Genomic DNA, 12,318 nt, shown 5'->3' on the forward strand with positions numbered 1-12,318 from the left:
ACCTGCGGCGTGGCTCAGTCGCGTTCTTCGATCCAGTGGGCCTGAATGGCCTCCAGGATCTTTTCGCCACAATGCTCAGGCTTGTCGTCGAACTCGGGCAATTCCATCACCCATTTGCGCAGATCGACGAAGTTGACCGACATAGGGTCCACGTCGGGCTTGCTGTCGGCTAGCTGGATCGCGATCTCCAGCACATCAGTCCACTTGAGTTTCATGACAATTCCTTGAATCAGTGCGGTGCTTCGGCGGCGTGGTTGAGCGAATACTTCGGAATCTCGACGGTCAGGTCTTCAGTACCGACCTTGGCCTGGCAGCCCAGGCGGGACTCACGCTCAAGGCCCCAGGCCTTATCAAGGTAGTCTTCTTCCAGTTCGTCGGCCTCTTCCAGCGAGTCGAATCCCTCGCGGATGATGCAGTGGCAAGTGGTGCAGGCGCAGACGCCGCCACAGGCACTTTCCATCTCGATGTGATGTTCGTGGGCCAGTTCGAGGATAGAGGTACCGGTCTCGGCCTCAACAACCATGCCATCAGGGCAGAACTTCTCGTGTGGCAGAAAAATGACCTGCGGCATCGTTATTCCTCAATCTCATTCAGGTTGCGGCCCGCCAGCGCGGCTTTCACGGTCGAATCCATGCGACGGGCGGCAAAAGCGTCGGTCACTTGCGACAGACGCTTGGTCTGCTGCTCGATGGCGTAGCCATCGGTACCTTTCATCAGTTCGATCAGTTCCTGCACCTGCAGGTCGATGACCATGCGCTCTTCGGCATCGAGCAAACGCTCACCATCAGCCTCCAGAGCACCTTGCACCGCCTCGACCAGGCGCTGCGCATCGACCTGCTGCTCACGCAGTACGCGGGCAACCTTGTCGTCATTGGCGTGCTGGAACGAATCCTTGAGCATCTTGGCGATTTCGCCGTCGGTCAGGCCGTAGGACGGCTTGACCTGAATGCTGGCTTCAACGCCCGAACCCAGTTCGCGAGCGGAAACGCTGAGCAGACCATCGGCATCGACCTGGAAGGTCACGCGAATCTTCGCCGCACCCGCCACCATGGCCGGAATGCCGCGCAATTCAAAGCGTGCCAGGGAGCGGCAGTCGCTGATCAGTTCGCGCTCGCCCTGCAACACATGGATGGCCATGGCCGACTGGCCGTCTTTATACGTGGTGAAATCCTGGGCGCGGGCGACGGGGATGGTGGTATTGCGCGGAATCACCTTTTCCATCAGGCCGCCCATGGTTTCCAGCCCCAGGGACAACGGAATCACGTCCAGCAACAACAGCTCGCCGCCATCACGCTTGTTGCCAGCCAGGGTATCGGCCTGGATCGCAGCACCAATGGCCACCACTTGATCCGGATCGATTTCAGTCAGCGGCTGACGACCGAAGGCTTGGGCAACGGCTTCGCGAACGCGAGGCACGCGGGTCGAACCACCCACCATGACCACGGCATGCACGTCTTCCAGTTCGATGCCGGAATCACGCACCGCGCGGCGACAGGCTTTCAGGCTGCGAGCAACCATCGGCTCGATCAGCGCATCGAAAGCTTCGCGAGTCAGCTCGGCTTTCCAGTCGCCGTGTGCCACTTCGACCGACGAAGCATGGGTCAGCGCTTCCTTGGCAGCGCAGGCCGTTTGTAGCAATTGACGCTGCGCACCCGGATCGAGGTTGGCGGACAGGCCGGCGCCCTCGATGATCCAGCCAGCAATGGCGTGGTCGAAGTCATCGCCGCCCAGGGCGCTGTCGCCGCCGGTAGCCAGGACTTCGAAGACACCGCCGGTCAGGCGCAGAATCGAAATATCAAAAGTGCCGCCGCCCAGGTCGTAGATCGCGACCAGGCCTTCGGCGTGCTGATCCAGACCGTAAGCCACAGCGGCAGCAGTCGGCTCGTTGAGCAGACGCAGCACGTTCAGGCCGGCCAGCTTGGCCGCGTCCTTGGTGGCTTGACGCTGGGCGTCGTCGAAATAGGCCGGAACGGTGATCACCGCCCCCACCAGCTCGCCGCCCAAGGTCGCTTCAGCGCGCTGACGCAGGACCTTGAGGATGTCGGCAGAGACTTCGACCGGGCTTTTCGGACCCTGGATCGTGTCGATGAACGGCATGTGCGACTCGCCACCGACAAAGCGGTACGGCAGTTGGTCGCCCAATTGCTTGACGTCGGACAGACCACGACCCATCAAGCGCTTGACCGACAGCACCGTGTTCAAGGGATCGGTAGCGGCCGCCAGCTTGGCGGATTCGCCCACCTCGACGCGATCGGCGTGGTAGCGCACGGCAGACGGCAGGATGACCCGCCCTTCTGCGTCGGCAAGCGGCTCGCAAAGACCACTGCGCAATGCAGCGACCAGCGAATTGGTAGTGCCCAAGTCGATCCCCACAGCCAGGCGACGCTGGTGTGGTTGAGGACTTTGGCCGGGTTCGGCGATCTGCAGTAGGGCCATCGTTATCAGGACTTATCTGTATATCAGGCGTGCGACCGGAGCGGCACTGGGTTAATCGTCGAGGCGCTCTTCTAACTGGCGCACTTCGTAGGTGAGCTTGTCGAGGAACTGCATGCGCCGCATCAGGCGTTCGGCCTTTTCGCGTTGCGCGGCATCGTTCCAGCAAGCTGCGAAGCTTTGGTTCAGCTCATCTTGGGCAGCCTTCAGGCGACGCTTGAAGACGGCAACGCCCTTGAGGTCGGCGCTGTCTTGCAGGTCTTCGAGCTCTTCACGCAGCTCCATCTGCTGCAGAAGGAACTCCGGATCATGCACCGTGACCTCCAGCGGCAGCTCGCCACCATTCAAGGCGAGCAGGTAACGCGCGCGCTTGGGTGGGTTCTTGAGCGTCTGGTAGGCCTCGTTGAGGCTCGCCGATTGCTCTAGCGCCAGCCGTTGCTCACGCTCGGAAGCGTCGGCAAAGCGGTCCGGATGAACACTGCGCGCCAACTCACGGTAGCGCGTAGCCAGCTGGTCGAGGTCCAGATCGAAACTCGGTTGCAGCTCGAATAAAGCGAAATGACAAGGAGTACCCACGACAAGCCTCAGATGTTGAAGCTTTCGCCGCAGCCACATTCACCGCGTACGTTGGGGTTGTTGAACTTGAAGCCTTCGTTCAACCCTTCCTTGACGAAATCGAGCTCGGTGCCGTCCAGGTAGGCCAGGCTTTTCGGGTCGATAATCACTTTCTCGCCGTGACTTTCGAACACCTGGTCCTCTGCAACCACCTCGTCGACAAACTCCAGCACGTAGGCAAGGCCGGAACAGCCCGTGGTGCGAACACCCAGACGAATCCCTTCACCTTTGCCGCGCCCGTCGAGGGAGCGCCGCACGTGTCGAGCAGCCGCTTCTGTCATGCTGATAGCCATCGGTGACTCCTTACTCGTCGCCAAAACTCGAAAATCAGATCAAGCCTTTCTTCTGCTTGTAGTCGCGAACGGCGGCCTTGATGGCGTCTTCAGCGAGTACCGAGCAATGGATTTTCACTGGCGGCAGGGCCAGTTCTTCAGCCAGCTGGGTGTTCTTGATGGTTTCCGCTTCGTCCAGGGTCTTGCCCTTCATCCACTCGGTGGCGAGGGAGCTGGAAGCGATGGCCGAACCGCAGCCGTAGGTCTTGAACTTGGCATCTTCGATGATGCCGGCTTCGTTGACCTTGATCTGCAGGCGCATCACGTCGCCGCACGCCGGAGCGCCAACCATGCCGGTGCCGACATCAGGATCTTGCGCATCCATCTTGCCGACGTTGCGCGGGTTTTCGTAGTGGTCGATGACCTTTTCGCTGTAAGCCATGATTCTCAATCCTCACTCATCAGGGCCGCTCTTGAAGCCCTGTAGTTGCGCTGCGTGTACCGCCGCGCCGCTACAGGAACTGTATCCGGCGGCTTCTATAGTTAGTGTGCCGCCCACTCGATCTTCGAGATATCGACGCCGTCTTTGTACATGTCCCACAGCGGCGACAGAGCGCGCAGCTTGGTTACGGCCTCGCAGACTTTCTGCGCGGCGTAGTCGATTTCTTCTTCGGTAGTGAAGCGGCCGAAGGTGAAGCGGATCGAGCTGTGTGCCAGTTCGTCGTTGCGGCCCAGGGCGCGCAATACGTACGAAGGCTCAAGCGACGCCGAGGTGCAGGCCGAACCGGACGAAACCGCCAGATCCTTGAGCGCCATGATCAGCGACTCGCCTTCAACGTAGTTGAAGCTCAGGTTCAGGTTGTGCGGAACGCGGGCGGTCAGGCTGCCGTTGACGTACAGCTCTTCCAGGTGCTCGACCTGCTTGTAGAAACGGTCGCTCAAGGCCTTGATGCGCACGTTCTCGGCAGCCATGTCTTCCTTGGCCACACGGAAGGCTTCGCCCATGCCAACGATCTGGTGCGTCGCCAGGGTGCCAGACCGCATGCCGCGTTCGTGGCCGCCACCGTGCATGGTCGCTTCGATGCGTACGCGAGGCTTGCGGCTCACGTACAGCGCGCCGATGCCTTTAGGGCCGTAAGTCTTGTGGGCTGAGAACGACATCATGTCGACCTTCAGTTTCGACAGGTCGATATCGACCTTGCCGGTGGACTGAGCGGCGTCGACGTGGAACAGGATGCCCTTGGCGCGGAGCATTTCGCCGATGGCGGCGATGTCGTTGACGGTGCCGATTTCGTTGTTCACGTGCATGACCGACACCAGGATGGTGTCGTCACGCAGTTCGGCTTCGATCATTTCAGGCGTAACCAGGCCATCGGTACGCGGCTCGATGTAGGTCACTTCGAAACCTTCACGTTCCAGTTGGCGCATGGTGTCGAGGACAGCCTTGTGCTCAATCTTGGTGGTGATCAGGTGCTTGCCCTTGGTGGCATAGAAATGCGCCGCACCCTTGATCGCCAGGTTGTCGGACTCGGTGGCACCGGAGGTCCAGACGATCTCACGCGGGTCGGCGTTGACCAGATCGGCCACCTGACGACGGGCGTTTTCGACGGACTCCTCGGCTTTCCAGCCGAACACGTGGGAACGGGACGCCGGGTTACCGAAGTTTCCGTCGACCAGCAGGCATTCACTCATTTTTTGCGCAACACGCGGATCAACCGGGGTGGTCGCAGAGTAATCAAGGTAAATCGGCAATTTCATGGACTATCTCCTAAATCAGGCTGGCTGGCGTGCCGCTAGCTCTTCGGCTGTCATTCGACGGCGGACGCTTCAATCTTGTCCAGGCGTGGCACCTTGCTGTTGCAACGGCGCTGGTCCTGACGCTGGGCTACTTCTTGTACCTCACGGCGAGTCACAAGATCAGCCAAGCTGATACCGCTCAGAAATTCGTGAATCTGCAGGCTAAGGTCGCACCACAAGTGGTGAGTCAGGCAAGTGTCACCGGAATGGCAATCACCCTGCCCCTGGCATTTGGTGGCATCAACCGATTCGTTCACCGCATCGATCACCTGGGCGACCTGGATGCCCTGCATGTCGCGGGACAATTGGTAGCCGCCGCCCGGACCGCGCACACTGGACACCAGGTTGCTGCGGCGCAGCTTGGCGAATAGCTGTTCGAGGTAGGACAGGGAGATGCCTTGGCGCTCGGAGATATCGGCCAGAGACACGGGCCCGTGCTGCGCGTGCAACGCCAGGTCTAGCATGGCGGTCACGGCGTATCGGCCTTTTGTAGTCAGTCGCATGGACAATTACCACGGAGTTCGGAATGGGGCGAGTATGCAATTCCCGAGTATTTAAGTCAACTATAAGACCTAGTGCTTTAGTCGGGTTTACCCGCAAAAGAGCGGCCGCATCATAGCAAAGGCTGGCTGCAAACAGCCAGTAGTACCGAGTGATCGTTCATCGCGAGCAGGCTCGCTCCTACAAGGGAATACATTTCGAATGTAGGAGTGAGCCTGCTCGCGAAACGGACTGACGAGGTCTAGCTGACCTGGCTCTGATCCTTGTCCTTCACACAAGCGAAGTCTTCTTCGCGCAGTTCAGGCAGATCTTTGGCACAGTAATTACTGCCCAGATCCTTCAGCGCCCCGCACATCCCCTCCAACCGCCCATCGACTGCTTGCAGATGATCGAGCAACTGGTTAATGGCGCGCGCTACCGGGTCAGGCATGTCTTCCGTCACGCCGTAGGCATCAAAACCGATCTTCTCGGCCATGGCCTTGCGCTTGGCATCCAGCTCAACATCAGGCTTGACGATGATCCGCCCCGGAATCCCCACCACAGTGGCGCCCGGTGGCACTTCCTTGGTCACAACGGCATTGGAACCGACTTTGGCCCCGGCACCGACAGTGAACGGACCGAGCACCTTCGCGCCCGCGCCAACCACGACGCCATCACCCAGCGTCGGGTGGCGCTTGCCCTTATTCCAACTGGTGCCACCCAGGGTCACACCCTGATAAATAGTCACGTCATCGCCGATCTCGGCAGTTTCACCAATCACGATGCCCATGCCATGGTCGATGAAGAACCGACGCCCCACCCTGGCACCCGGATGAATCTCGATCCCGGTCAACCAGCGGCCGAAATTCGATACCAGCCGCGCCAGCCACTTCAGGTCCGCCCGCCACAACATCGCCGACAAACGGTGTATCCAGATGGCGTGCATACCCGGGTAGCAAGTCAGGACTTCAAAAGCGTTACGCGCCGCCGGGTCTCGGTGGAATACGCTCTGGATATCTTCACGCAAACGCTCGAACATCATTAATCCTTCCGCTTAAGAAGCTCACCACGGGCCGCTTTTTGGGTTTCCGTGAGAATGCCACGCAATATATTCATTTCCGCCCGACTGACCGAGCTGCGTCCGTACAACCGGCGCAGGCGCGCCATCAAGTGCCGCGGCTTTTCCGGATCGAGAAATTCGATGGCCACCAGGGTTTGCTCCAGGTGCTCATAGAATCGTTCCAGCTCGTCCATGGTCGCCAGCTCAGCGCTTTTGACCGAAGCCACTTCTTCTTTCTCGACCTTGCTTGGCTGCCCTTGGGCCGCCAGCCAGGACATGCGCACTTCATAACTCAACACCTGCACCGCCGCCCCCAGGTTCAGCGAACTGAACTCAGGGTCGGATGGGATGTGCACATGATAATGACATCGCTGGAGTTCGTCGTTGGTCAGGCCGGAATCTTCACGACCGAACACCAGGGCGATTTCTGCACCTTGCCCGGCTTCCTCGACCACTTTCGCACCGCATTCGCGGGGATCGAGCAGCGGCCATGGAATCCGCCGGTCGCGGGCACTGGTGCCGAGTACCAGGTTGCAGCCGACCAAGGCATCTTCCAAGGTGGCGACGACTTGCGCGTTTTCAAGGATATCCCCGGCACCGGACGCGCGAGCATCGGCTTCGTGATGCGGGAACAGACGAGGCTCGACCAGCACCAGCCGCGACAGCCCCATGTTTTTCATGGCCCGCGCAGTCCCGCCGATATTGCCCGGATGACTGGTATTGACCAGGACGACACGAATGTTTTGCAACAAGGGAGGCGCTCTCGAACACTTAAATAGGGAGCAGAATCTTACAGTTCATCCTACCGTTAAGCTATGAAAGCGAACGTTGACCTTCACCTGTAGAAACTTTCTGATAGAATGCCCGGCTTTCTTTAACAACCTTAGGTGACACATCCATGCAGCCCATGCTGAATATCGCGCTGCGCGCCGCCCGCAGCGCCAGTGAATTGATCTTCCGCTCCATCGAGCGCCTGGATACCATCAAGGTCGACGAAAAAGACGCCAAGGATTACGTATCCGAGGTGGATCGCGCCGCCGAACAGAAAATCATCGACGCCCTGCGCAAGGCGTACCCGAACCACTCGATCCTGGGTGAAGAGACCGGCATGCACGCCGGCACCGGCATCGAAGGCGAAGAGTACCTGTGGATCATCGATCCGCTGGATGGCACCACCAACTTCCTGCGCGGCATTCCTCACTTCGCTGTCAGCATCGCCTGCAAATACCGTGGCCGCCTGGAACACGCTGTTGTTCTGGACCCGGTTCGCCAGGAAGAATTCACCGCCAGCCGTGGTCGCGGCGCTCAACTGAACGGTCGTCGCCTGCGCGTCAGCGGTCGCACCAGCCTGGACGGCGCCCTGCTGGGTACCGGCTTCCCGTTCCGTGACGACCAGATGGACAACCTCGACAACTACCTGGGCATGTTCCGCGCTCTGGTCGGCCAGACTGCCGGCATCCGCCGCGCAGGTTCGGCAAGCCTGGACCTGGCCTACGTGGCCGCCGGCCGTTTCGACGCGTTCTGGGAGTCGGGCCTGTCCGAGTGGGACATGGCAGCAGGCGCCCTGCTGATTCAGGAAGCTGGCGGTTTGGTGAGCGACTTCACCGGCGGTCACGACTTCCTTGAGAAAGGCCACGTCGTTGCCGGCAACACCAAATGCTTCAAGGCAGTATTGACGGCGATCCAGCCGCACCTGCCAGCTTCGCTGAAGCGCTAAGCTTCCAGCGGCAGAAAAAAGCACCCCGCAGGGTGCTTTTTTTTTAGCGCTGTATCAGTAGATCACTGACCCGGTTCATTCTGGGACAAGATCAACTTGCCTTCTTTATCCACCGGAATCTGGTTGCCCGGATCACGATCCATGCGCACCTTGCCTTCCTTGCCATCCAGCGAATAACGAACGTCGTAACCCACGACCTTGTCGCTGATGTCATTCACGGTGCTGCAGCGCCGTTGCATCGTGGTGGTGGTATCACGCTCCTGCATGCCTTCCTGCACTTTGTTGCCGGCGTAACCACCGCCTACCGCACCGGCGACCGTGGCGAGCTTCTTGCCGTTACCACCGCCAACCATGTTGCCCAGCAAACCACCGCCGACGGCGCCGACGACCGTGCCGAGGATCTGGTGCTGATCTTTTACCGGCGCTTGCCGGGTTACAGCGACGTCCTTGCACACTTCACGTGGAGTCTTGATTTGTGTCTTGACCGGCTCAACGGCGAGCACTTGCGCGTACTCAGGACCGTTATTTTTAACCAGGCTGTAGGTGGCCACAGCACCCCCGGCAGTTACACCGACAGCACCCAGTACCGCACCAACCAGCATCGACTTGTTCACATGAACCTCCTGACCATCACATGCGGAACGTGCCCGCGCTTCTCCCAGCCTTGGAGCACAAAAAAAGGCGCGAGTTCAACTCGCGCCTTTTTTGGACTACATCAGTGGGGAAAATTTCCCTCAAGGACGGTCGTCAACTTCCTTCTCGGTGTTGGCCGGAGGAATCAGATCCTCAGTGCTCAGGTTCAGCCAGATCAGTACCACGTTGGCGATGTAGATCGACGAGTAAGTACCCGCCAGAACACCGATGAACAGCGCGATGGAGAAGCCGAACAGGTTGTCACCGCCAAAGAACAACAGCGCCGAAATCGCCAGCAAGGTCGAGATCGACGTCGCCATGGTCCGCAGCAGGGTTTGCGTGGTCGAGATGTTGATGTTCTCGATCAGGCTGGCCTTGCGCAGTACACGGAAGTTCTCACGAACCCGGTCAAATACCACGATGGTGTCGTTGAGCGAGTAACCGATGATTGCCAGCACCGCCGCCAGCACCGTCAGGTCGAAGGTGATCTGGAAGAACGACAGGATACCGATGGTCACGATCACGTCGTGGATCAGGGACACGATCGCACCGACCGCGAACTTCCACTGAAAGCGGAACGCCAGGTAAATCAGGATGCCGCCCAGCGCCATGAGCATGCCGAGGCCGCCCTGGTCGCGCAGTTCTTCACCCACCTGCGGACCGACGAACTCGACACGCTTGACGGTCGCCGGGTTGTCGCCGCCGACCTTCTGCAAGGCATCGGCCACCTGATGACCCAGTTGCGGGTCTTCGCCAGGCATGCGCACCAGCAGGTCAGTGGTCGCACCAAAGCTCTGCACGATGGCTTCGTGGTAGCCCGACGAAGTCAGCTGCTCACGCACTTTGGTGACGTCGGCTGGACGCTCGTAGGTCAGCTCGATGAGCGTACCGCCGGTGAAGTCCAGGCCCCAGTTCATGCCCTTGTGGAAGACGCTGAAAATGGCCAGCGCGGTAAGGAACAATGTGACGCCGAACGCAAAGTTGCGAACGCCCATGAAGTTGATTGTACGTAACATGGCAGCCCCTTAAATCCACAACTTCTTGAAGTCACGACCGCCGAAGATCAGGTTGACCATCGCGCGGGTCACCATGATGGCCGTGAACATCGAGGTAAAGATCCCGAGGGACATGGTCACTGCGAAGCCCTTCACCGGGCCGGTGCCCATGGCAAAGAGGATGCCGCCGACCAGCAAGGTGGTCAGGTTGGCGTCGAGAATCGCGGTGAATGCCCGGCCGAAGCCTTCATTGATTGCACGCTGCACGGTCATGCCGGCGGCGATCTCTTCACGAATCCGCGAGAAGATCAGCACGTTGGCGTCGACCGCCATACCCATGGTCAACACGATACCGGCGATACCCGGCAGGGTCAGCGTTGCACCCAGCAGCGACATCAGGGCCAGCAGCATCACCATGTTCACCGCCAGCGCGACGGTGGCGATCAGGCCGAAGAAGCGGTAGATGGCCATGATGAACAGCGACACGAACAGCATGCCCCACAGCGACGCATCGATACCCTTGGTGATGTTGTCAGCACCCAGGCTCGGGCCAATGGTGCGCTCTTCAGCGAAGTACATCGGTGCGGCCAGACCACCGGCGCGCAGCAGCAGCGCCAGTTCGGACGACTCGCCCTGACCGTTCAGGCCAGTGATGCGGAACTGAGCACCCAGCGGCGACTGGATGGTCGCCAGACTGATGATTTTCTTCTCTTCCTTGAAGCTCTGAACCGGCACGTCTTTCTCGACGCCATCAACCACTTGCTTGGTGTAAGTGGTGACCGGACGCTGCTCGATGAAGATCACCGCCATGCTGCGACCGACGTTCGAACGGGTCGCACGGTTCATCAGCTCGCCCCCGTGACCGTCCAGACGGATGTTCACTTCCGGCGTACCGTGCTCACCGAAACCAGCCTTGGCGTCGGTTACCTGGTCACCGGTGATGATCAGGCCACGCTCGATCTGGGCAGGTGGACGCTTGCCTTCACGGAACTCGAAAGTTTCGGAAGTGGCTTTCGAAGCACCCGGCTCTGCGGCCAGACGGAACTCAAGGTTGGCCGTCTTGCCGAGGATACGCTTGGCTTCTGCGGTGTCCTGAACGCCTGGTAGCTCAACCACGATGCGGTTGGCGCCCTGGCGCTGAACGATGGGTTCGGCAACACCCAGCTCGTTGACGCGGTTACGGACCGTGGTCAAGTTCTGCTTGATGGAGTATTCACGGATTTCCGCCAGCTTGGCCGGGGTCATCGCCAGACGCAGCACCGGCTGGCCATTGAGGTCCGCCGGAACAATGTCGAAATCGTTGAAGTTCTTGCGGACGATCGCACGAGCCTGTTCGCGGGTTGCTTCATCGGAGAAGCCCAGCTGAATGGCACCGTTAAGCTGCGGCAGACTGCGATAGCGCAGCTTCTCTTTACGCAGCAAGCTCTTGACGTCGCCTTCGTAGACTTTCAGGCGTGCGTCGAGGGCTTTGTCCATGTCCACTTCCAGCAGGAAGTGCACACCACCGGACAAGTCCAGGCCCAGCTTCATCGGGTGCGCGCCGAGGTTGCGCAGCCATTGCGGGGTGGTTTGTGCCAGGTTCAACGCAACGACGTAGTCATCACCCAACGTCTTGCGCACAACGTCCTTGGCCGGCAGCTGGTCTTCAGCCTTGGTCAGGCGAATCAGACCGCCCTTGCCGTTGGCAGCCAGGGTGGCAGCCTTGACGTTGATCCCGGACTCGCGCAGCGCCGTGCCGACACGATCCAGATCCGCCTGATTGACCAGCAGCGCAGTGCTTGCACCGCTGACCTGAATGGCCGGGTCATCAGGGTAAAGATTGGGAGCGGAATAAATCAGACCGATCGCCAGCACCGCCAGGATCAGAATGTATTTCCACAGAGGGTATTTGTTCAGCATCACGCCGCCCGCTTATGACGCGGGGCGCCTTGCGCGCCCCGTCGATTGAGTATGAAGTTGAAACTTAGATCGCTTTGAGCGTGCCTTTTGGCAGCGTGGCAGCGATGGCGCCTTTCTGGAATTTCATTTCGACGGTGTCGGAAACTTCCAGAACAACGAAATCGTCTGCAACTTTGGTGATCTTGCCGGCGATGCCGCCAGTGGTCACAACTTCGTCGCCTTTCTGCAGGCTGCTCAGCAGGTTTTTCTGCTCTTTGGCGCGCTTGGCCTGTGGACGCCAGATCATCAGGTAGAAGATGACCAGGAAGCCGACCAGGAAAATCCACTCGAAACCGCCGCCCATTGGGCCGGCAGCAGCAGGTGCAGCGGCGTCAGCCATGGCGTTAGAGATAAAAAAGCTCATTTAGCACTCCAGTT

General features: G+C 59.6%; 15 protein-coding genes. 1 reads left to right on the forward strand and 14 read right to left on the reverse strand.

Annotated elements, in window-relative coordinates; translation table 11 throughout:
* Positions 1-14 precede the first annotated feature (14 nt).
* The 10 genes from iscX to trmJ form a co-directional block, all read right to left on the reverse strand.
* On the reverse strand, positions 15-215 hold the full coding sequence (iscX, locus tag J1D76_RS26305) for a Fe-S cluster assembly protein IscX (RefSeq protein ID WP_421141243.1): 201 nt from the start codon (positions 213-215) through the stop codon (positions 15-17).
* Between the two features lie 14 nt (positions 216-229).
* Positions 230-571 carry an ISC system 2Fe-2S type ferredoxin gene (gene fdx, locus J1D76_RS26310; RefSeq protein WP_421141244.1) on the reverse strand — a complete coding sequence of 114 codons (342 nt, stop codon included), beginning with the start codon at positions 569-571 and terminating at the stop codon, positions 230-232.
* 2 nt (positions 572-573) lie between these two features.
* Positions 574-2,436, reverse strand: coding sequence for a Fe-S protein assembly chaperone HscA (gene hscA / locus J1D76_RS26315; RefSeq protein ID WP_421141246.1), 1,863 nt, complete (start codon positions 2,434-2,436; stop codon positions 574-576).
* Between the two features lie 51 nt (positions 2,437-2,487).
* Entirely contained in the window at positions 2,488-3,009 is a 522-nt protein-coding gene (gene hscB, locus J1D76_RS26320; RefSeq protein WP_110660597.1) for a co-chaperone HscB, read from the reverse strand.
* 8 nt (positions 3,010-3,017) lie between these two features.
* Positions 3,018-3,341 carry an iron-sulfur cluster assembly protein IscA gene (gene iscA / locus J1D76_RS26325; protein ID WP_003227904.1) on the reverse strand — a complete coding sequence of 108 codons (324 nt, stop codon included), beginning with the start codon at positions 3,339-3,341 and terminating at the stop codon, positions 3,018-3,020.
* A gap of 34 nt (positions 3,342-3,375) precedes the next feature.
* On the reverse strand, positions 3,376-3,762 hold the full coding sequence (gene iscU, locus J1D76_RS26330) for a Fe-S cluster assembly scaffold IscU (RefSeq protein WP_150798805.1): 387 nt from the start codon (positions 3,760-3,762) through the stop codon (positions 3,376-3,378).
* Between the two features lie 101 nt (positions 3,763-3,863).
* Entirely contained in the window at positions 3,864-5,078 is a 1,215-nt protein-coding gene (locus J1D76_RS26335; protein WP_421141248.1) for an IscS subfamily cysteine desulfurase, read from the reverse strand.
* A 50-nt stretch (positions 5,079-5,128) separates the two neighbouring features.
* Positions 5,129-5,620: a Fe-S cluster assembly transcriptional regulator IscR gene (gene iscR, locus J1D76_RS26340; RefSeq protein WP_007982741.1), complete on the reverse strand. Its 492-nt coding sequence runs from the start codon at positions 5,618-5,620 to the stop codon at positions 5,129-5,131.
* Positions 5,621-5,859: 239 nt separating this feature from the next.
* Complete coding sequence (cysE, locus tag J1D76_RS26345) at positions 5,860-6,636, reverse strand: serine O-acetyltransferase (protein ID WP_421141250.1); 777 nt, start codon at positions 6,634-6,636, stop codon at positions 5,860-5,862.
* Positions 6,637-6,638: 2 nt separating this feature from the next.
* Positions 6,639-7,409: a tRNA (cytosine(32)/uridine(32)-2'-O)-methyltransferase TrmJ gene (gene trmJ / locus J1D76_RS26350; RefSeq protein ID WP_150769545.1), complete on the reverse strand. Its 771-nt coding sequence runs from the start codon at positions 7,407-7,409 to the stop codon at positions 6,639-6,641.
* A 146-nt stretch (positions 7,410-7,555) separates the two neighbouring features.
* Between trmJ and suhB the strand changes: the two genes are divergently transcribed.
* Positions 7,556-8,374, forward strand: coding sequence for an inositol-phosphate phosphatase (gene suhB, locus J1D76_RS26355; protein ID WP_008053258.1), 819 nt, complete (start codon positions 7,556-7,558; stop codon positions 8,372-8,374).
* Positions 8,375-8,436: 62 nt separating this feature from the next.
* Here suhB and J1D76_RS26360 read toward each other — a convergent pair whose 3' ends face one another.
* The 4 genes from J1D76_RS26360 to yajC form a co-directional block, all read right to left on the reverse strand.
* Positions 8,437-8,988 (reverse strand): glycine zipper 2TM domain-containing protein, encoded by a 552-nt coding sequence (locus J1D76_RS26360; RefSeq protein ID WP_421141251.1) that lies wholly within the window; start codon positions 8,986-8,988, stop codon positions 8,437-8,439.
* Positions 8,989-9,108: 120 nt separating this feature from the next.
* Positions 9,109-10,023, reverse strand: a complete 915-nt coding sequence (secF, locus tag J1D76_RS26365; protein WP_421141252.1) for a protein translocase subunit SecF — start codon at positions 10,021-10,023, stop codon at positions 9,109-9,111.
* A 9-nt stretch (positions 10,024-10,032) separates the two neighbouring features.
* Complete coding sequence (gene secD, locus J1D76_RS26370) at positions 10,033-11,901, reverse strand: protein translocase subunit SecD (protein ID WP_421141253.1); 1,869 nt, start codon at positions 11,899-11,901, stop codon at positions 10,033-10,035.
* Positions 11,902-11,965: 64 nt separating this feature from the next.
* The gene (yajC, locus tag J1D76_RS26375) at positions 11,966-12,304 is read right to left on the reverse strand and encodes a preprotein translocase subunit YajC (RefSeq protein ID WP_007916913.1); all 339 of its coding nucleotides are present in this window, start codon (positions 12,302-12,304) and stop codon (positions 11,966-11,968) included.
* Between the last annotated feature and the right edge of the window lie 14 nt (positions 12,305-12,318).

Origin of the sequence: Pseudomonas sp. NFX15 (assembly GCF_049132105.1) — a bacterium.
Lineage (GTDB): Bacteria > Pseudomonadota > Gammaproteobacteria > Pseudomonadales > Pseudomonadaceae > Aquipseudomonas.

Bases quoted from the DNA above. Each gene is read 5' to 3' on its own strand.
- iscX (WP_421141243.1), bottom strand. From the start codon at position 215: ATGAAACTCAAGTGGACTGATGTGCTGGAGATCGCGATCCAGCTAGCC.
- fdx (WP_421141244.1), bottom strand. From the start codon at position 571: ATGCCGCAGGTCATTTTTCTGCCACACGAGAAGTTCTGCCCTGATGGC.
- hscA (WP_421141246.1), bottom strand. From the start codon at position 2,436: ATGGCCCTACTGCAGATCGCCGAACCCGGCCAAAGTCCTCAACCACAC.
- iscA (WP_003227904.1), bottom strand. From the start codon at position 3,341: ATGGCTATCAGCATGACAGAAGCGGCTGCTCGACACGTGCGGCGCTCC.
- iscU (WP_150798805.1), bottom strand. From the start codon at position 3,762: ATGGCTTACAGCGAAAAGGTCATCGACCACTACGAAAACCCGCGCAAC.
- J1D76_RS26335 (WP_421141248.1), bottom strand. From the start codon at position 5,078: ATGAAATTGCCGATTTACCTTGATTACTCTGCGACCACCCCGGTTGAT.
- iscR (WP_007982741.1), bottom strand. From the start codon at position 5,620: ATGCGACTGACTACAAAAGGCCGATACGCCGTGACCGCCATGCTAGAC.
- cysE (WP_421141250.1), bottom strand. From the start codon at position 6,636: ATGTTCGAGCGTTTGCGTGAAGATATCCAGAGCGTATTCCACCGAGAC.
- suhB (WP_008053258.1), top strand. From the start codon at position 7,556: ATGCAGCCCATGCTGAATATCGCGCTGCGCGCCGCCCGCAGCGCCAGT.
- secF (WP_421141252.1), bottom strand. From the start codon at position 10,023: ATGTTACGTACAATCAACTTCATGGGCGTTCGCAACTTTGCGTTCGGC.
- secD (WP_421141253.1), bottom strand. From the start codon at position 11,901: ATGCTGAACAAATACCCTCTGTGGAAATACATTCTGATCCTGGCGGTG.
- yajC (WP_007916913.1), bottom strand. From the start codon at position 12,304: ATGAGCTTTTTTATCTCTAACGCCATGGCTGACGCCGCTGCACCTGCT.